This is a genomic window from Nannocystis pusilla, from assembly GCF_026626665.1.
GTDB classification, from domain to species: Bacteria; Myxococcota_A; Polyangia; order Nannocystales; family Nannocystaceae; genus Nannocystis; species Nannocystis pusilla.
This window is the reverse complement of record NZ_JAPNKE010000002.1, coordinates 16864-40000: the sequence shown is the minus strand read 5'-3', so window position 1 is coordinate 40000 and position 23137 is coordinate 16864. Positions and strand designations below refer to the sequence as shown.

The following is a 23137-nucleotide window of genomic DNA, read 5'->3' as shown; positions in this document are numbered from 1 at the left end:
CTCGCAGAACAACCCCGATTTCCGGCCTCCACGTCGGCGCGCCGCGAGGTTGAGTCACGGCGCCGCCAGCGTGTCGAGGCGGGCCTGGGTCTGCGCAGTGTCCGGGTGCGACGCTCCGAGCGTGCGCCGGCGGATCTCGAGCGCGCGGGTCAGCAGTGAACGCGCCGCAGCCAGATCGCCTGCCTCCACCCGCAGGGCCGCCAGGTGACCGACGACGGTCGCCACGCCGAGGTGGTCGGGACCGAGGCTCGCCTCGGCGAGCGCGAGAGCCCGCTCGAGCTCGTTCGAGGCCGCCTCGCGGTCGCCGCGGCGGGCCTGGACCAGCCCCATGGCCGTGCGCAGTCGGACCTCCATCGGATCGCCGGTGTCGCGGCCGAGCGCGTTGAGCGCCAGAGCGCCCCAGCGCAGCGCCTCGTCGCTGCGACCCTGACCGAAGCCGATCGCCACCACCAGTTCGGTCCGGGCCCGCACGAGCGCCGACAGGTTGTTGCCGCGCTCGGCCGTCAGCGCCGCCGCGAACAGCGTCGCCTCGGCCGCCGCGAAGTCGCCGGCGTGGGACTGCAACGAGCCGAGCAGCACCAGCGCCTCGGCGGTGGTGAACTCGTGGCCGAGCAGCTCGGCCTGGGTCGCCGCTTCGCGGGCCCTGGGCAGCGCCCGCTCGACCTCCCCCGCCTTGAGCAGCGCCGCGATCTCGTCGAGGCGGCTGCCCAGCGCCTGGACCTGGACCGCCACGGCCGGGTCGCTCGGCGCGATCTGCAGCGCCAGCTCGGGGCGCTCGCGGCAGACCGCCAGCGGCCGCAGCTTGACCGCCGCCTTGACCGCGTTGGCCAGCACCCCCTCGGCGTCCTCCGTGAACGCGACGACCAGCGCCCGCAGCTCACCCAGGCTGCGGTCGAGGCACGCGAGCTCGAGGTGCGTCTGCTCCCTCGTACCTGTCCCTTCGGCCTCGTTCGCGGCGCGGCAGGCCGCCTCGCGCGCCTCGGCCCACTCCTCCGCGTAGGCGTCGAGGCGGAAGACCACCTGCGACCACGCCTCGCCCGCCTCCGCCCGCCCCGTCGCCAGGAACGCCTGCCGCACCGCCGCCCGCCGGCCCTCCCCCCACACCGACGCGATCTCCGAGCCTGCGCCTGCGCACATGTCCTCTTGAACATGTTCCGAGCGCCAGGGGCCGATCAGGCCCACCGCCAGCGCCGCTCCCGCGGCCCACAGCCCGGCCCGCCCGCGACGCCGCCCGACGCGCTCGAGCGCCGCCAGCAAGGCCGCCATGTCCGGCCAGCGGCGAGCCGGGTCGACCTGCAGCCCGCGCAGCATGATCCGCCGCAGCGTCGCCGGCACGCGCGCCCCCTCGGGCGGCGGCGCGATCTCGCTGGCCAGGGTCCGGCTGCGCAGCTCCTCGGGAGAAGCGCCGACGAACGGCCGCTGACCGTACAGCGCCTCCCACAAGGCGACGCAGAAGCTGAACTGATCGCTGCGGGCGTCGACCTTCGCGCCCCGGTGCTGCTCGGGGGACATATAAGGGAGCGAGCCGATCAGCGCGCCGGTCACGGTCGAGCTGGCCTCGAGGACATGTCCTGAGGGCAATGCCATCCGCGGCTGCGCCGGTGAGGCCGCCTCCGCGACGGCGTGGGCCAGGCCGAAGTCGGCGACGCGGGCGCGGCCGTCGTCGCCGACCAGCACGTTGTCGGGCTTGAAGTCGCGGTGGATGAGCCCGGCCTGATGCGCGGCCCACAAGCCGCGGCCGGCCTGCGAAAACACCTCGACCACCTCTCGCCAGCGCCGCGGCACCTCGCCGATCCACTGGGTCAAGGTGGTGCCGGCGACGAACTCCATGACCACGAACACCTGATCGCCGTAAGTCCCCGCCTCGTAGACGGTGACGGCGTGCGGGCTGGAGACTCGCGCCATCGACTGCGCCTCGCGCAGCAGGCGCTCGCGGCCCGCGCTACCCGTCCCTGCGCGGTCGGGTCGGACCAACTGATCGCCACCTTGCGCCCGAGCTCGGGTCGACGCCGGCGTAGACGACGCCCATCCCGCCGGCCCCGATCCGCTCGCCCACCACGTAGCGCCCGAGCCGCAGCGCCGGCGCCGGCTCGCCGAGGAGCCGCCCGCGGACCTCCGCGAACAGGCGCTGGAACTCGAGCGGTCGCTCGCCCACGCGCGCATCAACGCCGTGATGGTTCGGCCCGGTCTCGACACCCATAGCCCGAGGACTCAAGACCATGCCTACCACCACGCACGAACCATCGGGTCTCATCGCCATCCGCGCGCTCGTCGACATGGAGCGCGAGCGACAGGACCGCGAGCGGGCCGCCGCGGCCGCCCGTGACGCCGCCGAGGCCGCTGCCCGCGAGGCCGCCGCGGCCCGGGCCCGCGCCGAAGAGGAAGCCCGGGCCCTCGCCGCGGCCGAGGCCGCCGAGGCGGCGCGCCGGGCCGAGGAGCGCCAGCAGCACGAGGCGCGGCTGCGCGCGGCCGAGATCGAAGGCCGGCTGCGCGCGAGCCAGGCGGCCCACCTGGCGCAGGTGCAGGCCGAGCTCGACGACCGCACCCGGCGCTCGCGCTCCGGCGGCGCCGTCGGCCTTTGGACCGCCGGCGCGCTCGGCCTCGTCGGCCTCGGCCTCGCGGTGCTGCTGAGAGGCCCCGCCATGGCCGCGCCCGCGCCCGCGCTCGTCCCCGCGGGCGCCGACACCTCGCTCCACGACGCCCGCCAGGCGATCGCGGACCTCCGCGCCGGGATCCAGGACATCGAGCGTCAGACCGACGAGGATCGCCGCGCCCTCGCGGACGCCCTCGCGCGCGCCGCGGCCTCGACCGTCGAGATCGCCGCCCCCGCCGCCCCGGCGCGCCCGCGGCCGACCGCGCGTCCGACCGCCAGGCCGGGTGAGAAGCCCGTGGTCGGCAAGCCCGGCGGGATCAAGATCTGCGACACCAACGACCCGCTGGCCGAGGACTGCTGAGGCGCCGCGACCTCCGAGGCGCACGCGACCCCCCGCAACGCGCCTCGCGTCAAGACATGTTCCATGGAACATGTCTTAAAGAACATTTCCATATGGACATGACCTTTCAAACATGTGTTCATGCACCCGGTGCGCACGGATCCCCCGAGCGACAGTCTGCGAGGCCGTCGCCGCCCACCCGCGCCCTCAGTAGCTGATGTGCGTGGTGCTCGAGCGGATCCCGCTCTCGAACTTCGTCGAAATGACGGTGCCGGCCACGGCGTGCCCCGACGGATCGAACTTGGCCGCCCGGTAGTCGAGATCGATGAGCCGGATGGCCGTGACACCATCGGTCGCGAAGCCCGTGACGACGGAGCGCTGCGGGGTCGGACTGCTGGCGCCCGGCACCAGCCAGTCCTCTCGCCGTTCGATCAGGGTCCCGTCCGGTCGGGTCGTATCATGCACCTGGTCGGCAGGTCGGTTCGGGGACCAGGGCCCCGGCACCGGCTTTCCGGGCCCGGGCTTCATCGGCGGAATCACCTCCCCCGGCTTGAGCTTGGCGGAAGACATCATCAGACCAGCCCGGAAGCGATACACCGATGCGCTCATCGGCTCGCCCTGCGGCGAGCTCACCGTGACCACGAGCGCGCCGTCCTCGATCTCGCCGAGCGGGTCGAACGCCACGCCGGCGTAGTCGGACCGGACGGTGTCCCGCACCGTGATCCCGTCGGGCTCGTAGTTGGTCGACAGCAGCTCGCTCGGCAGGCCCTGCGCCGTCAGGATCGAGCGCGACATCGTCGCCAGCGTCGAGCCGGACGAGAAGTACGAGATAGCGAGCTCACCGCCCACCAGGCGCGTGCCCATGAGCTTCGCCTTCGAGAAGTCGATCTCGACACGGCTGGCCGACTCCGGCGGTCCCGAGCTCGTCAGGGTGTAAGTGCTGAACAGCTCCTCGGCGTAATCCATGGCGGCCACGTGCGTGGGCTTGCCTTCCGCGTCGGACACCGCGAACTCGACCGATCCCGAAGCGGGCCAGCCGGCGGCGCTGAGCACCAGCCCGCTGTAGTCCCCGCTCACCTGCTTGCTCAGCGAGCCGTCGGTGTTCAGCAGCCGGGTCGTCGACGATTGCACCTGCCCCTGCGCGTCGACGACGATCTCGCTGTCCGCATACGGTGCGCCGCCCGCCAGACGCGACTTGTACTGCAGCTTGGCGCCTTGCTCGGAGACTTCCGTATAGGTAGCGTCCGCGGCGAGGACGACCCTCGCGCCGTCCGGTCCGTAATGCACGACCGATAGAGACTTGGGCATGTTCTTGCCGAGACGGACGATCGTCTCGGCCACCCATTGAGCTTCCTGAAACGGCCATGGCTGCGTCATAACATCTCCTCTTCGTCGCCCGTCGCCGGGCCAGGGAGCACCGCAGGAGCGCAGTGCGGGGGAACCTCGGGATTCGCGTCCGCCACCTGGATGATTCGGTCCATCAGCGACACCCCCTCTGCGCGGGTGGTCGCCTTCTTGTAGGAGAAGCGCATGTCGAGGCTGACCCGCGTCACCCCCGACACGTTGTCGACCGAGCCGTGGCCCAGGTACCCGCCGTCGAAGATCAGCACCTGCCCGTAGCGCACGGGCACGGGGGCGAAATCTCCTCCCCGTAGTCGCTCTCGAGCCAGAGCGTGGCGGTGCCGTCGACATCGGTGAACGGGAGCCAGAAGTTTATCTGGTCGGGCCGCTTCGTCACGCAGATGTCGTGGTGAAACGAGCTCACGCTGCTCGTCCCGGACAGGTGGATCCGCAGCTTCGGATGGCTGGTGTAGGAGATGCCCCGCCCCACCAGCGGCGCCAGCACGGACAGCATGAACCCGTGATAGAGTCGCCAGAAGATGGCGTCCTCGGGCTGACTCGCCATCATTGCGCGGACCATCACGTTGTCCCTCGCGCTCAGCCGGCGGGCCCCGCCCTGTCGCGCGCGCTGCTGTTGCAGATACTCGTGCAGCCGGTCGATGCGGTGCACCTTGAAGACGTCTCGACCGAGCGCCGCCGCGAACGGAAACCGGGCAGTATCGTAGGACAACAGGACATGGGTGCGTCGCGGCAGCGGCCCTGCCTCGCGCGCGAGCCGAGCGCGGTCGATCTCCGCCAGGAGCTGGGCTGCCGTCACCATGGTGATCAGTCCGTGTCGTCACCGTGCAGGCGAGCCAGGATCCGCTGCACACGGGCCAGATTGGTCGAAGCACGCTCGTAGCCCTCCCAGAGGAAGAGCCCCCCTTGGCGCTGGCTCCGACCATGATCGTGACGAGGTGGCGCCAGGCCCACCCGGGAAGGCCGAGCCCGGGGAGCCGCCGAGCAGCGCGCGGGCAGCATCCTCGTCGATCACCCCCATGCCCCGCAGCGCCGCCGAGACGCCGCCCCGAGACGTGGCATGCCCGTGAATCAGGGGGCGCAGCGTCACCGGATCGAGGGTGAGGGTCACGCGGCCTTCGGCCAGCGAGCTCGGGCCGGTCCATACCAGATCGAAACCTTCGACGCGCGCCGCGACCGCCTGCCCGTCGATCACCAGACCCGCAGCACTGATGTCCATCGTCACGAGCTCCGCCGTCGCCCCCTGCTGCACGAGGAGGCGACAGGCGCCCTGGAAGTGAGGCGCAGGCCAGGCTCGCTGGATTCGCGCCGACAGCGGGACGACCATGTCACCGACGCGGAAATGGTCGGAGGCGACGGTGACGGGTCGATCGGTGGCGACGCCGTTCACTTCGACCGCGATGGCGCCTGTCGGCGTGGGAACGACGGAGACCTCGCAGGGCTTACCGGCAGCGTCCCGGCCGACGTAGTCGCCCACGAGCGCGCTGACGGGCAAGCGCGGGCGAGGCACGTGCTCGAGCGCGACCACCTTGTGCTCGGACCCCGGCGTCGCATTCGGCGGCCACAAGAGGCCGACCCACCGCCGCTTGCCCTGCGGCGTCAGATCGGGCTGCAGGTAGCCGGAACAGGGGTTGCCCGCGCTCGCCGCCCAGCGGAGCACGCCCTTGTCGAAGCGAACCTCCGAGAGCCGCCGACCGTCGAGATCGACGCGAGTCACCGCAGCGCCCACTCGCCCGTGGATCGACAGCGACGTCTCGACCCCGCGGATCAAATACAGACCGCTCCAGGCGGCGAGGCTGCGGCGCAGCATGCATTGCAGGTCCGCCGCCACGGCGCCCCAATCGGCCGCGACGCCTTCGCGGCGGCTCCACGCCTCGGCCGCAGCGCGAGCCTGCCCGGCCGCAGCCCGCTTCACGGCCGCCAGCAGGCTCGCCGTGCGCGTCTTGCGATTCAGGAGGCACTCCAGGAGCCGCCGGTTCTCCGGTTCGCCCGTCGAGCGCATGCCCTTCGCCGCCACCTGGATCCCGCCGGGATCACGCTTGGCCAGGAGGTCGCGCTCGCGGGCCGACAGCCCGCCGCCCCAGGCGGCCAGCGCCGCGGCCGGATCGGTCCGGTAGCCGTCGCGCAAGCTCTCGCTCTCACACAGGTCCAGGACGAATCGCGCCGCCGCCGTATCCGGCTGCCACGCATAGCTCTGCGGGACGTCGAACGTCTCGAAGTCGAAAAATGCCCGCCGCTCGCGCGGGCCGTAGCGGTCGATCACCCGCAGCGCCTCGGTCGTGTCCCGGGTCGGTTGGCCGGGCCGGAGCAGGCCGAGGCGCGCGAGCATGGCTGGATCCGCCGGCACCGCCCGCCGGGGTGGCAGGTAAAACGTCGAGATCCCCGTGACCCAGTTCTGGGTCGCCGGGTCGCGCAAGGCCGCGATCGTGAGGCGATCGATGACCGGATCGACGCCGGGATAGCGAGATCCCACGTAGTTCACCACCGGGTGCTCGGCGCCGTAGAGCGCCTCGAGGTAGTCGAGCAGGACCGAGAAGTTGCTGTTGAGATAGCCCTGCCGGCGATATCCCAGCTCCCCGATCAGGCCGACCTGCCACAGCACCAGGTGCAACCCGACATCCGGCCGGCGGCCACGGATCAGCATGTCCGTGGCCTCGTACATCTGCATCCCCGGCTGGCTCGGGTCCACGCCCAGATCGGCGCACAGCGTGTCCAATGCGCTGACCGCCGGTCGCATCTCGGCCCGGTGGCCTTCCCGGCGCGCGATCTGGACCGCTCGGTGGGTCGCCAGCACGAAGATACCGGGGTGCCCGTAGAACACCGCCGCCACGCGCTTGCCCTGGCGGACCGGATGCAGCATGGCCTCGGCCATCTGCATATAGGTGACGTAACGGCGCTTGCCGTCGTCGTACAGGACGTACAGGTCGTAGGCGTCGGGCCGTTCCGTCAATAGCCAGACCTTGGTCGCCGGATCGGCGACGCAGAAGAACACGTGGTCGGCCGCACGGATGCGCGCCTCGTCCGCCCGCGTGAAGCCCACCGCCTCGATCCCCGAGCCCAGGATCTCGAGCACGCCCGGCTGCTGCGGGGGAAGGATGGCCTGCGCGTCGTCGGTGATGTGCGCCGCCCGTGCGGCGATCTCCCAGGCCAGACGGCGCCAGCGGCGGCGATGGGCCTCGGGATCGGGATAACCAGGGGGCGTCGGGCGAGATGCGGTCATGACATTCCTTCGGGACGGCTGGGCTCACGCTCGCAAGTAAGCCAGGGCCACGGCGGCGCCGACCTTCACCGGCAATGGCTTGCCCTGGAACGTGGCGTCGGCGAGCGTCTGGAACGCCAAATAGGCGTTCGCTCCGGTGTTCGGCGCCATCGTCGCCACCACCTGCGCCTTGTCGGCGTCCGACCAATTCCAGCCGCTCGCCTCGGCGTCCGCCAGGCTGTTCTTGGCCTGGAGGATCGTCGACAACGTGACCTGAAGGGTCGCCGTATCGCCCTTGACCTCCTGCACGTATTGACTGAACGTCATCCAGCGGGTCGCCACGGGGATCGCGCCGTTGAGCATGTAGTTGACCAGCAAGCCGAGCCCCGTCGTCTGTCGTGGCTGGAGGTCCTCGAAGGCCTGCTCGTCCTGTTGCTTCCAGGCGCCGAGGAGCGCCCCGGCGGACTGGAACGCGACGTAGATCGCCGCGCCTTCGACCAGGGTCGGCAGCGCTCGCGTCATGATCCAGTTGCCCACCGAGCTCAAGAGCTTCGAGATCGTGCCCGGCTGCACGTCCACGTCGGTGTCGATGTCGGTGTCCACGTCGACATCGACGTCGTTGTCCGTCACCACGTCGATGTCGATGTCGACGTCGATATCCACGTCGACGTCGACCACGGCGATGAAGTCGACATCCACGTCGACATCCACGTCGACGTCCACATCCACGTCGATGTCGATATCGACATCCACGTCCACGTCGATGTCCACGTCGACGTCCACGTCCACGTTGATCGGGTCGGCGTCGTCACCCACGGCCGTGTCGGGGCCGGCGCTGTCTCCCGCGCTGTTCAGCGCGTCGCGCAGGTTGTCGGCCAGCTTACCGATGTTCTGGCCCAGCCACTGCAGGCCTCCGGGGATGGCGGTGAGCAGACTTATCGCGGCGTCGACGGCCATGGCGAGCTGCACCGTGAAGAACGCGCCATAGACGAGATCGTACAGGACCGAGTACCAGGGCAGCTTCGGCTCCTGGTAGGACTGGGCCATGAATTGCTGGCCATCCAGGGTACCGACGAAGCCCCAGGTGATCGTGTCGGGCTGCCCTTCCCAGGTCAAGTCGCGGATGATCGCGGTCAACATCAGTCCGCTGCTCGCCGTGGCGCCGGGGCTCGTCAGCTTGTTGTCGGCGAACGCCAGGGTCGTCGAACCGCCCGAAGCGGGCACGAACGTGGCCTGGCCGTCGGCGATGCTCAGCGTGCCCACCTGGGTCGCGGGCAAGATGAATCCCATCAAGCTGCCGGCCGGCGGCTCGTAACAATAGTAGGTGCCGGGAAAGGCGTAGAGCTGGTTGGACGCCCAGTAGCCGATCGCCGTAAACGACCCCAGGGTCAGCCCCGCCGCGCCGTTGGCGGCGAAGAACTTCGCCGCCCCTTCGACCAGGCCCGTGACCGGCGTGTTCTCCACCAGCGCGCTGAATTCGAGCGCCACGGGCGAGAACGGCTGGCTCATGAAACTCTGGTAGAAGGTCCAGCCGGCCTGGGCCACCGCGACATCGGCCGGCGCCACGCTGATCGACCCCGAGCCCGGCGTCAGCGCGCTCACCACGCTGACCTTGACCGGGAACTCGTCGGACTGGCGCGTCACCACCACCCGCGCGATCGGCTCGTTCGTCGTGAATACCCGCGCCGTTGGGCGGCACCGTGCCCAGGAGCGTATAGACCGGCACGTAAGCGGCCGGGTCCGACGAGGGCGGCTGAGTCGGCGCCTGGCTCACCGTCGTGTAGACCTTGAGCGCCTCGGCGTAGGTGCTGGCGACCTCGATCGGGTAGGTGGTGGCCGCGTCGCCTTCGCGGGCGGGGAGCCGTCCAGGGCCGACGGGAGGAGTGATTTCTGCGGTCATGGTGCTCCGGATTCATTGCCGTCTCGGCTCATACGATTCGGCGCGCCCCCGAAAGCCGGCTCATCGGCCTTCGGGTGCGGCGTCGACGATCACTCGATGGGGAGCACGTCGTCCTCGAACGGCTCCTCTTCACCGCTCCCGGCGTCATCGGCGTTCTCGCTGGTCTCTTCCGCGATGTCCGAGGCCTCCTCCTGCGCCTGGACCGCGTCCTCGACCTGCGCTCGCAGCTCGGCGCCGACCTGGTCGCCCAGGTTCTCGACGATGTCGGGCAACGCCTTGTTGACCTCGCCGAGGCTCTTGTTGGCGGCGTCGAGCTCGCCCGACTGGAGGCTCTGCTTCGCATCCACCAGATCGCCCTCGGCTTCCTGAATGTCCGGAGTGACCTCGATCTGCGCCAGATCGTTGAGCTGGGCGCCGGCGCTGTCGATGGCCCCGCCGAGGTTGTCCTCCGCGACCCCCGTGTAGGCGTCGCTGCCGTCCGTACGGACGTCGCTCACCGACTTGCTGAAGTCGTCGTCGGTCACGGCAAGCTTGACCTTGCCGCTGGTGTCGACCGAGTCGATGAGGTCCTGGTCCCCGGAGGCGACGGCGTCGCCGACCTCGCTGCTCGCTTCATCGGCGTCGCTCACCTGCTGAGCGTCGGGATCGTCCCCCTTGTTCTCGTTGGCGCGGTCGTCGTTGAGCTTCTTCTCCTTGGCCGTCAGCTTCTGCTTGAGGAAGTCGAGCGCCATCCAGACCCCCATCGCCTGCAGGAAATAGGTCAGGAGCTTCTCGAAGGTGAGGCCCGACCAGAACTTGGACCAGTCCGACTCCGGGGAGAGCGGGATCGCAATGACAGGCTTGTCGAGGATCTTGCCGGTCAGGATCACCCACGCGGTGGTGTCAGTCTGCTCCCCGGTGAACGTCCCCTTGTAACCGAACGAGCAGTGGAGGGCGATGGCCCCGCCGTCGCCGTCGACGACCTGCCCGTCCGCGAATTCAGCGCGGTGGTGCTGCCGCCCGTCGCCTTGAGAGTGATCGTCATGCCGCTCTGACGATCGGTCGGATCGGCAGGCGAAGGCGCATCGGCCTTCTTGGCGAAGACGATCGTCCCTTCCGACGTCGCGCCGCTCTTGCCCGCGTCCGGCGCGGAGTACACGTAATAGGTCTGTCCGAGCTTGCCGTCGTCGCCCATGCCCCAGCGGTAGGCGAAACCACGCAACCAGGTGCTCACGGCCACATAGCTGGCGAAGTCGAGCCCCTTGAAGGAGTCGTACTGGGCGAAGAAAGCGGCGATGGCCTTGTCGATGGCCGCCACCGACGTGAGCTTCAACGCGTCGGACATGGCCGACTGGAACGCCACCGCCATCTTCGAGGTCGGCGCGGTCATGATGTTCTGGCAAAATTCATCGCCTTGGCCATGTTCGCCGCCGCGTCCGCGGTGACCGTGATCGCGGGGTAGCTCAGCGAGTCGAAGTTCAGCGATTCACCGACTGCCATGACAGGGAACAGAGAGTCCGGCTGCGAGACGAGCAAGTCGTAGATATAGGCTGTCTTGGTGTCCCCCTGCGCGTCGACGTAGGTCCCGTTCAGCGTGAACGTGTCCGACGCTCCGTCGGCCAGCACGACCGCGCCGGATTGGCCAGGGAGCGCCTTCAGATCCTGCAGAAAGCCCTGCTGCGGCGAATTCTTGGCGACGTTGGTGGAAGAGTTGGCGGCGTTGAGCACGACGACGCTCTTGCCCGACGAGTTGGTGATCTTGCAATCCGTGTTGATGGTCATTGTCGTTTCCTCGGGTGAAAAACGGGCACCTGGGCCCGCTCGGATTCGCCATGGAATGGCGCGGGACGGAGTGTCGTCGTCGAGGCAGCGCTCGCGGCGCGTATATGCCGACTCCCTCGAAAGGCCTTCGAGCAGCGCGGCGTCTCTCCTTTGTGGACAGTAAATAGTTCGCCGAACGCCGCACGTGATATGCGGCACTTTTGCCAGGGCTCGACCCGTAGAGGCCCGCCCCTACGATCCTCGACGCGGGCCCGCCTCGAACATCGCTCGGTTTGGGCGTGCCGCCGCGCAATACTGCTCGTCCAGGGTCGCCTTCGCCCGGCGTGGCGCCCCGGCGCGAGATCATCCGCGCGCGAGGATCCTTCCTCGCGCCACTCCGCTGAATCATCGCTGCGCCGCCGAGCTCGGGACCCTCGGGGGACGACGCCCGTGCCGCCGGCTCCGCTCGTCAGCGACTCGGCGCCCCGACCGCAGCGCCGGCGCGGCTCACCGGGGGATCGCCCGCGGACCTGCGCGCACAGGCACCGGGACCGGCGCGGTCGCTCGCGCATCGAGGTCGAGCCCGATCGGGCCGGCCCTCGACGCCCGGCACATTCACACGCATGTCTCATGAGACATGCTCTCAAGGGCATGTCTTACAATCGACTCGACGATGACCACGGATGAGCCTCGGGACCGCTCCGGCCGGCGACCGCCGACGTTCACGCACCGGTGCCGCGCGGCAGCCCGCGGGCCGACAGCTCGCGGACCCAGTCGTCGAGGCGGTCGACCGTCGACGCGCGCAGGGCAGGCGTCTCGGCCAGGCGCTCGCACGCGGCCACCACGAGCAGCCGGGCCTTGCGCAGGCGGCCGTACATGCCCGGCTCGGACAGCCCGTACATGCGCGCCAGCTCGCCGGCGGTGGCGCCCTCGAGGTGGTACAGCTCGAACGCGATCTGCAGGTCGATCGGCAGCTCGCGCAGCGCCTGCAGCAGGATCGCCTCCTCGCGCCGGTGGGCCAGCGCGCTGGTCGGCGACGGCCCGAAGCCGGCCAGCGAGTGCTCGATCGGGTCGAGGTGCTCGGCGTCGCGGCGCTTGCGGCGGAGGTGGGCCAGCAGCACCAGGCGGGCCGTCCCGAGCACGTAGGTGCGGAACGCCGACTCGCCGCGGAACCGCTGCTTGCCCTCGCACATCGCCAGGAACGTCTGCTGGATCAGGTCGGCCGCCGCCTCCTCGCCGACCTTGTAGTAGAAAAACCGGCACACCGCGTCGAAGTGGCGCGCGAGCAACGAGTCGCCGGCCGCGCGATCGCCCGCGCGCCAGGCCGCCAGCAGCTCCTCGTCGCTCGTCATGGTCCGCTGCAGTATAGCGGCGCCCGCGGACGCGCGTCACCGCGACCCGAGTCCGGAGGCGTCCGCGCTCGGCCGCGTCCCCGCCGACCTCACGCGAGGGCCGGCTCGATCCCGTACTCGCGGCGCAGGTCCTCGACCTGGCGATCCATCACCGCCCAGAAGTCCCAGTGTTCGGTGAGGTCGACCGTCACGCGCGCGCCGCGGGCGAACGCTCGCACGACGTCGTCGATCGCGCCGGGCTTGTCGTTGTAGTAGCCGCGGGCCGCGTCGGCGAAGGCGGTCAGGCGCACGCCGTGCTGGCCGTTGAGCAGCAGGAACACCAGCACGCTGAACGGGTCCTGGCGCCTGTAGCCGGCCTGAAAGGCGAGCACGAGGCCCTCGCTCTGGAAGTCGGTGCCGTAGCCGCCGAGGATGTGCGTCAGGTCGTGGCTCAGCAGGCTCTCGGGCGCGCCGTGCTTCTCGCCGGGGAACTTGAAGTCGTTGGCGACGTAGAAGCGCCACAGCTCCTTGCCCAGCGAGCCGTCCGGGTAGTGAGCCAGCCCGCGGTAGCGCTCGGCCACCGCCGTGTTCTCCCACAGCCCGGCGAAGCTGCCGAGGTTCTTGACCACGCCGAGGAAGCCCTGGTCCTCGTACAGCTGCTTGAACGCCGGGCCCGCCAGGCTGCGGCGGACCACGTCGAAGCGCAGCGCCATCCGCCGCTCGGTCTGGAACTTGCGCAGCTGTTCCAGCGTGACCGACGCGACCGCGAACCCCGCCGCGAAGCGCTCGATCGCCGCCTGCTCCTCGTCCGCCACAGTGTCGCTGGCGAGCGTCAGCGTGACCATGCCGCTGATCAGCTGGGTGCGCAGCGCCGGATCGTCGACCGCCGCGGCGAGCTCCTCGGGCGTGATCGGCCCGAGCGCGTCGAGGTCGAATTCGGTGCGCAGAAGGTGCTGCTGGATCGCCGCCAGCGCCTCGCGGCGGATCGGCGCCAGCGGTCCGGCTGCCGTCAGGACGGTCTTCATGGCGCGGAGGCCGGCTCGGGCCTGGTCGTGGGTGGGAATCAGAAACGTCATGGCGCGTGCTCCGTGACCCCATGGTGCGCCCGCGCCGTCGACCGCGCCTTGACGCCGCGCGCCAACCCTTTGTCGTCACGCGTCACGCGAGCTCGGGGGTCCTCGCGGCGTCGCCCCGGCTCGACGCCGCGCGCCGACGATGGGTCGTCACCCATCATTCGAGCTCACCCGCCTTCGCGCTGCCGCCACGCCGAAGGCGCCGACCCGGTCCAGCGGCGGAACGCGCGGGTGAACGTCGCCACCTCCGTGAAGCCGAGCAGGAACGCGATCTCCGACACCGTGCGCCGGCCCTCGCGCAGATAGCCGAGCGACAGATCGCGGCGCACCTCGTCGACCAGCGCCTGGAACGTCGTGCCCTCCGCCTGCAGCGCCCGCTGCAGCGTGCGCGTGCTGGTGGCCAGCGCCTTCGCCGTCGCCTCGAGCGACGGCAGCTCACCGGGCAGCGCGCGAATCACCTGCGTCTTCACGCGCTGGACCAGGTCGTCGCGGGCCGGCAAGCGGGCCAGCAGCTCGTCGGCGTGGCGCTCGAGCAGCGCCGCCAGCGACGGGTCGGCCCCGCGGACCGGCGCGTCGAGCAGCGCGGCGCGGAAGTCGAAGCCGCTGGCGACCTCGCGGAAGGCGAGGGGCGCGCCGAAGATCCGGCGGTGCGGCTCGATGTCGGCCGGCGGCCCGTGCTGGAACCCGACGCGCCGCGCCGCGAGGTCGGCCCGACCAGCGCCCGCGCCCGCAAGAACCACGTCGTCACCACGTACTCCGAAAAGTGCCGCGGCGCGCAGGCCGTCCCGCGCAGGCGCAGCCGCAGCCGCGCCTCCCCGTCCGCGATCGTCAGCGTCAGCTCGGCGTCGTCGTGGTGCAGCCGCTGATAGCGGAGCATCCGCTCGATCGCCTGCCGCAGCGTCGGCCCCTGCGCGCACACGTAGTCGACGACGTCGAACGGCGCGTCGCGCAGCAGCTCCGCCGCGCCCAGGCCGAAGCTCGGATCGCCGCACAGCGCCGGCACCTCCTCCCACGCGCGCAGGAACAGGGCATGAGGCACCCGCACATGCGGGTCGGCGAGCAGCGACGGATCGAGCTCGAGCCGGCGAGCGAGCTCGTCCGGGCTGACGCCGAAGCGCGCCGCGCCGAGGACGCAGATCCGGATCGCCTTGATGCACGCCGTGGACGGGTTCATGTCCCGCCCCCACTTCAGCGCCCCGGCGCGCGGCCGTCAATCACCCGGGCCTCGCTCCCGCCCGGAAGCGCGCCGTCGAACGCGCGTCCGGCCGGAAAATCACCGATCGCGGCTCCGCGCGGCCGGCGATCGCCTCATGACATGCTCCAAAGGACATGCTCTATGAGACATGCCCTCTTCGCCATGTCTGCGTGCGCCTCGCCCCGGCCGCCCGTCACGCCTCGGCTCGCTGCGGCCACTACGCACCCGCGCACGCGCAAGGAACCTCAGGCGCAGCGGCGACCCGCGCCGCGGCGCGCCGGGCGAAAGATCGTGGCTCACGTCGTTTGTCGCCCCAATTGCCGACCGCGGAGGAACGAACCATGCAGAACGACAAACATGACCACCGCAGGCACCGCCACGGGCACCGGGGGCGGCGAGATCTGGGCGAGACGCGCGGCCTGCTGGCGCGGGCGATCGATCGCGTGCGCGCGTGGTTCGGCGACGACGAGGCCTCCTCTCGGCTCAGGCTCGACGGCAAGCGCAGCCGTCGCGACGCCCGGCTCCAGGCGCGCGCCGAGCGACGTCAGCAGCGGCTCGAGCACATCGATGAGCTGCGGCGCGACGGCAAGCGACGTCGGCGCGAGCGCATGCACGAGGAGGCCCCGCACGGCTTCGTCCCGTCGCCGCAGGTGTGGCCGTGGCAGTTCATGGGCCGCGGCTCTCCGTGGCCCCCGAGCCCCGAATCGTACTACCCCCAATTGTTGCCCACCGGCGTGCGCGGACGGCCGCTGCACCGGCGCGGGCGCTTCTCCGGCCGCGGCCCGCGGGGCTACATGCGTCCCGACGCGCGGATCGTCGAGGACATCAACGAGGCCCTGACCTACAGCCCGCACATCGACGCCAGCGACATCGAGGTCCGCGTCGACAGCGGCGACGTCGTCGTGACCGGCGTCGTCGACGATCGCTTCATCAAGCGGCTCGTCGAGGACCTGATCGAGGACGTCTCGGGCGTGCGCGACGTGCAGAACAACCTCCGCGTCGAGAAGCGCGAGCTGCAGGGCGCCGGCGGCATGAACCGCGCCTCGAGCCGGCGCGACGACCTCGGCGGCATGCGCCGCGACATGACCGTCGGCCAGGACTTCGAGGACCTCGAGGCCAGCAACCTCAACACCGGCCAGGAGACCTGCTCGCGCAAGGATCGCCGCGGCGGCGGCTTCTCCGGCACGTGAGCGCCGACCGGCGCGACCCCACGACTTCAGCCGCGAGCGCCGAAGGCTGCGGACGCATCGCCTTCCACGCGCTCTGCGACGCTCCCGTCGTCACCGGAAGCGCTCGCAGGACCCGTTGCCCGCCGACGCGGTCGCGCGGCGCTCGACTGCCAGCGCTCACAGGACGCATCGCACTGCGACGCGGCCCTGCGGCGCTCCGATCGTCACCGCGAGCGCTCGCACGACGCGTCCTGCGACGCGGCCGTGCGGGCCTCCGGTCGTCGCCGCGAGCGCTCGCATGACGCGCTCCCGCATCACCGCGGGCGCCAGCGATGCAGCGGCTCACGGCGCAGTCGCCCGGCGCATGAAGTCGACGTACGCCGCCAGCGCCTCGGCTTGCGAGTAGCGGTCGTCGAGCGCCAGGCGGTCGCCGAGCGCCATCAGGGCCCCCCACAGCATGTAGGCCCACAGCTCCGTGTCACCGCGGCGCAGCTCGCCCGCGGCCATCGCCCGGCGCAGGCTCGGCTCCGCGTTCGTCACCATGCGGTGCAGCGCATCGCGGGCGCGCGCGGCCACCTCGGCGTCGCGCCCGTGGGCGGCCGCGCCGAGCAGGTTCGTCATCGTGCGATAGCCGGCGAACCGCGACAGCACGGCCTGGGCCCGCAGCCGCGCCTCGTCGACCAGCGGCATCTTCGCCTCGAGCTGCGCCCGCGTCGTCGCCGGCACCAGCGTGAAGCGCAGGCGATCGAGGCACTCGACGAACAGCTCGCTCTTGCCGGCGAAGTATTGATAGACGGTCGCCTTGCCGACCCCGGCCGCGCGCGCGATCGCCTGCACGTCGGCGCCCTCGAACCCGCGCTCGAGGAACAGCCGGGCCGCCGCGTCGAGGATCGCCGCGCGGCGGTCGCTCGCGCCGTCCCGGCGTCGTCGCGGCCGCTTGCGGGACGTCCGCGGCCGCAGGCGGGTCGCCAGGCGCTGGTGGATCTCCCCCAGCCCGAGCCCCTGGGCCCGCAGCGCCTTGATCTCGCGCAGCCGCTCCACGTGCTCGTCGCCGAAGTGGTGGAGCCGCGGACCCAGAGTTTCCGGTCGCGGCAGCAGACCGAGGTCGAGGTAGTGGTGAATGGTCGAGCGATGCGTGCCGCTGACCCGGGAAAGCTCGGCGATCTTCATCCTCCCGCCCCTTCTTGAACGCCCCTTTTGTATTGCACAACTCGTATTTTTGTATAACTCAATTTCTCCTCATACCGGCTACGACCGGCACGTCGTTGCCAGTATACGCCGACCGTGATAGCCTCCTTGTATGGAGTTCTCTGCGCGGCCGTCGTGGTCTCTCGCCCTCGCCCTCGTCGCCTGCGGGTCCACCGGCGGCGCGACGACCGACGGCTCGCCTGTCTCCGGGGACAGCTCCACCGGCGACCCGGTCACCTCGACGACGACCGGACCCGACGCGCCGACCACCGCGTCCGACGTCGGCACCTCGAGCGAAGGCACCACCGCGAGCACCACCGACGCGACGACCTCGACCGCGAGCACCGCCGAGCCCACGGCCGCCACCACCGAGGTCGACCCGAGCAGCACCACCGGCGACGACACCGGCGCGGTCCCGGGCTCGCGCTGCGAGGAGACTGCCACCACCATCACCTGCCCCAAGATCACCGTCGAGCTCGGCCCGTGGCAGCGCGACGTGCATTACCAGGTGCCGCTGGGCGACCCGCCGGCGGGCGGCTGGCCGACGGTGTTGATGTTCCAGGGTTCGTTCTTCAGCGCCGAGATCACCTGGATCGCCACCGACGACCTGCCGTTCGGCGCCTTTTATCAGACCCATGTGGTCAAGCAGTTGCTCGACCACGGCTACGCCGTCATCACCCCCGAGGCCAAGCTCGACGGCGGCACCTTCTGGGACACCAACATCCCGCCGTACTCGCTCAACTGGGAGTCGTCGGAGGATCACCAGCTGATGCTGCTCATCTTCGCCGGCATCGAGGACGGCACCTTCGGCCCGCTGGACGCCGGGCGCCTGTTCGCCACCGGCATCTCGAGCGGCGGCTACATGACCAGTCGGATGGCCGTCTCCTACCCGGGCAAGTTCCGCGCCCTGGCGATCGCGGCCGGCTCGTACGCCACCTGTTCGGGCCCCCTGTGCAACGTGCCCGACCTCGAGGCCGACCACCCGCCGACGCTGTTCCTCCACGGCGAGGTCGATCTGACCGTCCCGCTCGTCACCGCGGAGGCCTACTACGACGAGCTGCTGGCGTCCGGCGTCGACGCGCGGCTCGTCACCGAGCCCGGCGAGGGCCACGCCTGGATCGCGGCCTCGCCCGCCGAGGTCCTGGCCTGGTTCGACGGCCACCCCTAGCCCACGACACGCCATGTTCGCCCGCAATCAAAACACCCGCATCTATTACGAGCTCGGCGGCCGCGAGGACGGCCCGCCGCTGCTGCTGCTGCGCGGCCTGACGCGCACGATCCAGCACTGGGGCCCGCTGCTCGACGACCTCGGCGCCGACTTCCGGACCATCGCCATCGACAACCGCGGCGTCGGTCACAGCGACAAGCCGTTCGGCGTCTACTCGACCGCGACGATGGCCGACGACGCCGCCGCGGTGTTAGGGCACGCCGGTATCGAGCGCACCGCGGTGTTCGGCATCTCGCTGGGCGGCGCGATCGCCCAGCAGTTCGTGCTGCGTCACCCGCAGCGGGTGCGCCGGCTGGTGCTCGGCTGCACGCGCGCGAGCGGCAAGGACGGCCCGCCGCCCAAACTCTCGACCGTCCTGACGCTGCTGTCGGGCCTGTGGCTGCCCGAGGCTCGCGCGCTCGAGCGCACCACCCCGCTGGTGCTGTCGCCGGAGTTCCTGCGCGAGCACCCCGAGATCGTCGGCGAGTGGCAGCAGCTCGCCGAGCGCTTCCCGACCCGCCGGCGCGCGCTGATCGGCCAGCTCGGCGCCGTCCTGCGCCACGACACGCGCGCCCGGCTGGGCACGATCGCCGCGCCGACCCTCGTCATCAGCGGCGACGCCGACCGCCTGATCGACGTCGCCTGCTCGCACGCTCTGGCCGCCGCGATCCCGGGGGCCCGGCTCGAGCTGCTGCCCGGCGCCGGGCACGACATCCCGGCCGAGCGCCCGCGCGAGATCGCCGCGCTCCTGCGCGAGTTCTGTCTGTGACACGAGGACATGTGCGAAAGAGCATGTCCTCTTTGACATGATCATTCAAACATGTCCTACAGGTCACGAGCGGCGCTTGACCAGCGCCAGCCCGAGGCCGAGCACGAACAGCAGGAAGCGGCCGGCGTCGCCGGGGTCGCCGCCGTGGGTGCTGCACGCGCAGCCCTTGTCGCCGTCTTCCCCGCCGGTGGCGCCGCCGCTGTCGGTGTCGCTCACGCTGTCGCTCGACGATTCGCTCGAGCTGTCACCGCCGCTCGAGGTGTCGGTGCCGGTCGGTTCCTCGCCGGTCGTCAGCGGCTGCTCGCCCGCGCACGGGCTGCCGGGCACGCCGTCGGCCTCGGTCCAGTCCGGCTCGGGAGGCGTCTCGGTCTCGCGCGGGAGCGCGTCCTCGCGGGCGAAGCAGGCGGGGCACAGCTCGAACGTATTGGCCGCGTTGCCCGCGGCGTCGAAGGCCGTCACCTCGAGGCAGACCTCGGTCCGCGGGTCCTTGCCGCCGAGCTGCTCGGTGACGAGCGACAGCGGAGCGACCTTCGCCCCGGTCGGGACGCGCACCGTCCTGCGGAAGCCGAGGTCGCCCTCACCGTCGGGGTCCCAGGCGATCGTGAACAGCGACGGCTCGCCGGGCGCCGGGATCGCCTGACTGAGGTGGACGTAGAGGGTCAGGTCGCTGTCGCTCATGCAGTCGCCGCCGCTCGACATGAAGTCCGCGTGATCGTAGACGGCGAAGAACGACTCCTCGACGAGCGGCTGCGGGGCCTCGACGTCCTCGGGCCCGGCGGTATAGGTGATCGTGACCGGCTCGCAGCCTTCGTCCGGGCAGAAGGACCCGGACACCACCACGGTCTGACCGGCCATCGGCGTCGGCTCGACGACCACGGCGAGGTCCGCCACGAAGTCGTCGAACGCCGCCGGCAGCAGCTCCGCCGGCTCGCCGTCGACCGTGACGGTGATGCCGTCGAGGCCGATCCCCCAGCCGTCGAACAGCAGCGCGGCGTTGCCCGGATAGATCGCGCCGTCCTCCGGCACCGAGCTCGTGAGGCCCGACTCGGGCACCCCGCAGGCCTCCGCCGGGCGCGCGACCAAAACAGAGAGGGCACACGCGCCGACCAGCGCGGTGCCCTCGACCAGACGACGGATCCGTGAGCCTCTTTCGAGCATGACGCCTGCTTCGTTTGCAAGGACCGAGCACCGGCGACGAACCCGAGGAATTCTCTCCGGTTGCGACCCACTCACGCATTCGCGGGTGACGTGGCGCATGGCGCAGCTGTCGCGAACGCGACGCGCACGCCGGGGCCTCGCGGGCGCGTTTGAGCGCGCCCGAGGGCGATTCCTCCGTTCGCCTCCCGACCTGTCCGATGAGACATCTCTGTAGTTCGGTCCCTGCGTTCTCGCCCGCGAGCTCCACGTCGACCGACCTGCTCACGGACATCGGCGCTCGCCTCGCCGGCTCCTTCGAGCCTGCACCTGTCCGCGCGGCCCGTTCGCGGCCGCGCGATCTTTCGCGTACTCTCGCCGCCGTGTCGCGCCCGCACGCCTCGCTCTGGCTCGCCGTGTGGGCGACCTTCGCGCTGGCCGCCCCGGTCGTCGGCATCGTCCTGACCGCGGCCGAGTCGGGCATCCCGGTGCAATGGCCCGCCCTGCTGACGATCGCCGCCGACAGCCTCCTCCTCGCGCTCGGCCTCACCGCCCTCGCCCTCGCCCTCGCCTACCCGCTCGCGCGCGCGGTCACGGCTCCGTGGCTGCTGCTGTTCGTGATGGTCGCCCCGCTCGCGCGCGCCTTCGGGGCGCTCGCGCTGGGCCTGTCCCCGGGGACAGGTTCCGTCGCCCTCGCCCGGCTCGCCGGCGACCTCCCGCTCGCCGCGTTGCTGCTGCGCGCCCGCCTGCGGACCCGCCCGCGCAGCTGGCTCGACGCCGCGGCCGACCTCGGCGCCGGGCCGTGGCGGCGCTTCCTCGTCGTCGAGTGGCCGCACCTGCGCCCCGCCTACTTGCTGGCCGGCGTGTGCATCACCTTGCTGGCGATCGGCGACGCCACCATCGCCGCGGTCGCCGGCGGCGGCAAGCGCCACCCTCGGCCTCGCCCTGCGCGAGGCCGTCCTGCTCGACGCCCACCCGCGGCGGGCCGCGGCGATCGCCGCCGTCTTCGCCGCGATCGCCCTCCCGTGCGCCTGGGCCCTGGCCCGCGGCCTGCGGGCGGTCGGGCGCAGCCGCGAGGGTCGCCAGCCGCCGGACGGCCGCGCGGGCCTGGCGATCCTCGCCGTGTGCGCCGCCCCGCTGGCCGCGCTGGTGGTCCCGGCGGTGACATGGCCTTTGGGACAGGGTGACGCCCTCCTCCTGGCCCAGCTGCCCGCCACCCTCGCCACCGCCGGCGCCTCCGCGGTCCTGGCCGCCGCGCTCGGCTGCGTCACCGGCTTCGCCGCCCCGGCGCGCTGGAGCCCGGCGCTGCTGCTGCCGCTGGCCCTGCCGCCCGCCGTCTACGGCGCCGCCTGGCTGGTGACCGCGCAGCAACTCGGCTGGGGCCCCGGGGCCGGCCTGACCTTTGTGACATTGCTCCCGGGACAGGTCGCCCTCGCCCACGCTGGCGCCACCGCGGCCTTCGCCGGCGCCGCGCCGCTCGCCGACGCCGCTCGCGACCTCGGCGCCGGAGCGGCCGCGCGGGCCCGCTGGCTGTGGTGGCCGCTCGCCTGGCCGGTCGGCGCCGCCCTGGCGCTGGTGGCCTTCGCGCAGGCGGTCGGCGACGCCGGCGCCTCGGCCTTCACCTCCGGCCCCGGCGGCAGCACCCTCGCGGTCGGCCTCGAGATCCTCGGCCGCGGCGCCGACCTCGGCGCCGTCCCCCGCTGGGCTCTCGGCCTCGGCCTCGTCCCCTTGCTGGCCGCCGCGCTTGCTGCTCTCCTGCGCCGGCGATGACCCTGTCGCTGCGCGCGCTGACCAAGGCCTACGCCGGCCGCCTCGCTCTCGCCGACGTCGACGCCCTGCTGCCCGCGGGCGCCTACGTCTGCCTCATGGGCGCCTCGGGCTCGGGCAAGACCACGCTGCTGCGGATCGTCGCCGGCCTCGAGCGCCAGGATCGCGGCAGCGTGCTGCTCGACGGCCGCCCCCTCGACGGCCTGCCCGCCGAGCGCCGCCCCGTCCACACCCTGTTCCAGGACTACGCCCTCTTCCCCCACCTCAGCGCCGCCGACAACGTCGCCTTCGCCCCGCGCCTGCTCGGCGTCCGCGGCCCCGAGCTCACGGCGCGCGTGCGGGCCCTGCTCGCGGATGTCGGATTGGACATGTCCTTCGAGACACGCAAGCCCGCCGCCATGTCGGGCGGCGAGCAGCAGCGGCTGGCCCTCGCGCGCGCGCTGGCCGGCGAGCCGCGCTGGCTGCTGCTCGACGAGCCGCTGGCCGCCCTCGACCGCCCGCTGCGGGCCGGTCTGCGCCGCCTCTTGCGCGACGTCACCCGCCGGCGCGGCCTCGGCTGCCTGCACGTCACCCACGACCCCGAGGAGGCGCTCGCCCTGGCCGACCGATTGCTCGTGTTCGGCGGCGGCAGCCTGCTCGCCGCCGGCGCCCCGGCCGAGCTGTACGCCGCCCCGCCGTCGCTCACCGTCGCCCGCCTGCTCGGCGAGGTCACCCCGGAGCCTGGCGGCGACGGCTGGCTGCGCCCCGAGCACCTGCGCCTCGAACCGCCCGCCGGCCGCCCGCGCGCCCCGCAGGACATGTCCCCGGGGACCTATCCGATCGGTCATGCCCCTCCGAGCATGTCCTCGGAGACACCTCGTGTATCGAACCGACCGCCCGGCGAGACGGCCGCCGTCGATCTCTCCGGCGACCTGTCCCTCGGGCCAGCCACCGCCGCGTCGCCGCATGACCTGCCGTTCGAGACGGCCGATCGCCCGGCCGCCCGCGCGGTCGGCACCGTGCGGGCGGTCGCCTGCCTCGGCGATCGCTGGGAGGTCGAGGTCGAGATCGGCGGGCGCGTCCATCTGTCGCGGATCCCCGACGCGCCCGCCTGCGAGCCCGGGCAGCCGGTCGCTCTGGCCTGGGACCGGCGGCGCGTGCTGCGGTTCGCCGCGCCGGACGCCTGAGCTTGTG

Annotated in this window: 23 protein-coding genes and 1 pseudogene; 7 read left to right on the top strand and 17 right to left on the bottom strand. The window is 71.8% G+C overall.

All coding sequences use genetic code 11. The annotated features are described in order from the left end of the window. Nucleotides 1-54: 54 nt before the first annotated feature. Both OV079_RS00500 and OV079_RS00495 read right to left on the bottom strand, forming a co-directional pair. Nucleotides 55-1974, bottom strand: a complete 1920-nt coding sequence (locus OV079_RS00500; protein WP_267765601.1) for a serine/threonine-protein kinase — start codon at nucleotides 1972-1974, stop codon at nucleotides 55-57. After that, nucleotides 1943-2155 (bottom strand): hypothetical protein, encoded by a 213-nt coding sequence (locus OV079_RS00495; RefSeq protein WP_267765600.1) that lies wholly within the window; start codon nucleotides 2153-2155, stop codon nucleotides 1943-1945. Before OV079_RS00495 ends, OV079_RS00500 begins: the two co-directional genes overlap by 32 nt. 64 nt (nucleotides 2156-2219) lie before the next feature. On the opposite strand from OV079_RS00495, the gene OV079_RS00490 reads away from it, so the two are divergent. Next, entirely contained in the window at nucleotides 2220-2954 is a 735-nt protein-coding gene (locus OV079_RS00490) for a hypothetical protein (RefSeq protein ID WP_267765598.1), read from the top strand. 186 nt (nucleotides 2955-3140) lie between these two features. Here the strand turns inward: OV079_RS00490 and OV079_RS00485 are convergent, their stop codons facing one another. The 13 genes and pseudogenes from OV079_RS00485 to OV079_RS00425 all read right to left on the bottom strand — a co-directional run bounded on the left by OV079_RS00485 (nucleotide 3141) and on the right by OV079_RS00425 (nucleotide 15359). Next, a complete protein-coding gene (locus OV079_RS00485) occupies nucleotides 3141-4274 on the bottom strand; it encodes a hypothetical protein (protein WP_267765597.1) in 1134 nt (377 codons plus the stop codon). A gap of 32 nt (nucleotides 4275-4306) precedes the next feature. After that, the gene (locus OV079_RS00480; RefSeq protein WP_267765596.1) at nucleotides 4307-4564 is read right to left on the bottom strand and encodes a hypothetical protein; all 258 of its coding nucleotides are present in this window, start codon (nucleotides 4562-4564) and stop codon (nucleotides 4307-4309) included. Then, nucleotides 4537-5094, bottom strand: a complete 558-nt coding sequence (locus OV079_RS00475; RefSeq protein WP_267765595.1) for a phytanoyl-CoA dioxygenase family protein — start codon at nucleotides 5092-5094, stop codon at nucleotides 4537-4539. Before OV079_RS00475 ends, OV079_RS00480 begins: the two co-directional genes overlap by 28 nt. 18 nt (nucleotides 5095-5112) lie before the next feature. After that, nucleotides 5113-7512, bottom strand: coding sequence for an SAM-dependent methyltransferase (locus tag OV079_RS00470; RefSeq protein ID WP_267765594.1), 2400 nt, complete (start codon nucleotides 7510-7512; stop codon nucleotides 5113-5115). A 24-nt stretch (nucleotides 7513-7536) separates the two neighbouring features. Beyond that, nucleotides 7537-9141, bottom strand: a complete 1605-nt coding sequence (locus OV079_RS00465; protein ID WP_267765593.1) for a hypothetical protein — start codon at nucleotides 9139-9141, stop codon at nucleotides 7537-7539. A gap of 339 nt (nucleotides 9142-9480) precedes the next feature. After that, a complete protein-coding gene (locus tag OV079_RS00460) occupies nucleotides 9481-10260 on the bottom strand; it encodes a hypothetical protein (RefSeq protein WP_267765592.1) in 780 nt (259 codons plus the stop codon). After that, entirely contained in the window at nucleotides 10257-10760 is a 504-nt protein-coding gene (locus tag OV079_RS00455) for a hypothetical protein (protein WP_267765591.1), read from the bottom strand. The genes OV079_RS00460 and OV079_RS00455 overlap by 4 nt, the downstream gene beginning before the upstream one ends. After that, nucleotides 10757-11152: a hypothetical protein gene (locus OV079_RS00450; RefSeq protein WP_267765590.1), complete on the bottom strand. Its 396-nt coding sequence runs from the start codon at nucleotides 11150-11152 to the stop codon at nucleotides 10757-10759. The genes OV079_RS00455 and OV079_RS00450 overlap by 4 nt, the downstream gene beginning before the upstream one ends. A gap of 701 nt (nucleotides 11153-11853) precedes the next feature. Continuing rightward, entirely contained in the window at nucleotides 11854-12483 is a 630-nt protein-coding gene (locus OV079_RS00445) for an RNA polymerase sigma factor (RefSeq protein ID WP_267765589.1), read from the bottom strand. Nucleotides 12484-12572: 89 nt separating this feature from the next. Continuing rightward, complete coding sequence (locus OV079_RS00440) at nucleotides 12573-13538, bottom strand: glycoside hydrolase family protein (protein WP_267765588.1); 966 nt, start codon at nucleotides 13536-13538, stop codon at nucleotides 12573-12575. A gap of 164 nt (nucleotides 13539-13702) precedes the next feature. Beyond that, complete coding sequence (locus OV079_RS00435; RefSeq protein WP_267765587.1) at nucleotides 13703-14035, bottom strand: helix-turn-helix transcriptional regulator; 333 nt, start codon at nucleotides 14033-14035, stop codon at nucleotides 13703-13705. 123 nt (nucleotides 14036-14158) lie between these two features. After that, nucleotides 14159-14709 (bottom strand): annotated as a pseudogene (locus OV079_RS00430) (AraC family transcriptional regulator); the annotation flags it as partial. 317 nt (nucleotides 14710-15026) lie between these two features. Next, nucleotides 15027-15359: a hypothetical protein gene (locus OV079_RS00425; RefSeq protein WP_267765585.1), complete on the bottom strand. Its 333-nt coding sequence runs from the start codon at nucleotides 15357-15359 to the stop codon at nucleotides 15027-15029. Between OV079_RS00425 and OV079_RS00420 the strand changes: the two genes are divergently transcribed. Beyond that, nucleotides 15339-15920 (top strand): BON domain-containing protein, encoded by a 582-nt coding sequence (locus OV079_RS00420; RefSeq protein WP_267765584.1) that lies wholly within the window; start codon nucleotides 15339-15341, stop codon nucleotides 15918-15920. The genes OV079_RS00425 and OV079_RS00420 overlap by 21 nt on opposite strands. Before the next feature lie 321 nt (nucleotides 15921-16241). On the opposite strand, the gene OV079_RS00415 is transcribed toward OV079_RS00420, so the two are convergent. Further along, nucleotides 16242-17069, bottom strand: a complete 828-nt coding sequence (locus OV079_RS00415; RefSeq protein WP_267765583.1) for a TetR family transcriptional regulator — start codon at nucleotides 17067-17069, stop codon at nucleotides 16242-16244. Between the two features lie 130 nt (nucleotides 17070-17199). On the opposite strand from OV079_RS00415, the gene OV079_RS00410 reads away from it, so the two are divergent. Together OV079_RS00410 and OV079_RS00405 are read left to right on the top strand one after the other, a co-directional pair. Continuing rightward, nucleotides 17200-18255 carry an extracellular medium-chain-length polyhydroxyalkanoate depolymerase gene (locus OV079_RS00410; protein ID WP_267765582.1) on the top strand — a complete coding sequence of 352 codons (1056 nt, stop codon included), beginning with the start codon at nucleotides 17200-17202 and terminating at the stop codon, nucleotides 18253-18255. 13 nt (nucleotides 18256-18268) lie between these two features. Next, nucleotides 18269-19063, top strand: coding sequence for an alpha/beta fold hydrolase (locus OV079_RS00405; RefSeq protein ID WP_267765581.1), 795 nt, complete (start codon nucleotides 18269-18271; stop codon nucleotides 19061-19063). Between the two features lie 63 nt (nucleotides 19064-19126). Here OV079_RS00405 and OV079_RS00400 read toward each other — a convergent pair whose 3' ends face one another. Then, nucleotides 19127-20221 (bottom strand): MYXO-CTERM sorting domain-containing protein, encoded by a 1095-nt coding sequence (locus OV079_RS00400; protein WP_267765580.1) that lies wholly within the window; start codon nucleotides 20219-20221, stop codon nucleotides 19127-19129. Between the two features lie 359 nt (nucleotides 20222-20580). Between OV079_RS00400 and OV079_RS00395 the strand changes: the two genes are divergently transcribed. From OV079_RS00395 to OV079_RS00385, 3 genes are read left to right on the top strand one after another with little or no spacing between them, the layout of a single operon-like run. Next, entirely contained in the window at nucleotides 20581-21384 is an 804-nt protein-coding gene (locus tag OV079_RS00395; protein ID WP_267765579.1) for a hypothetical protein, read from the top strand. Continuing rightward, nucleotides 21320-21967 (top strand): hypothetical protein, encoded by a 648-nt coding sequence (locus tag OV079_RS00390; RefSeq protein ID WP_267765577.1) that lies wholly within the window; start codon nucleotides 21320-21322, stop codon nucleotides 21965-21967. The genes OV079_RS00395 and OV079_RS00390 overlap by 65 nt, the downstream gene beginning before the upstream one ends. Next, the gene (locus OV079_RS00385) at nucleotides 21964-23130 is read left to right on the top strand and encodes an ABC transporter ATP-binding protein (protein WP_267765576.1); all 1167 of its coding nucleotides are present in this window, start codon (nucleotides 21964-21966) and stop codon (nucleotides 23128-23130) included. The genes OV079_RS00390 and OV079_RS00385 overlap by 4 nt, the downstream gene beginning before the upstream one ends. The last annotated feature ends 7 nt before the right edge of the window (nucleotides 23131-23137 follow it).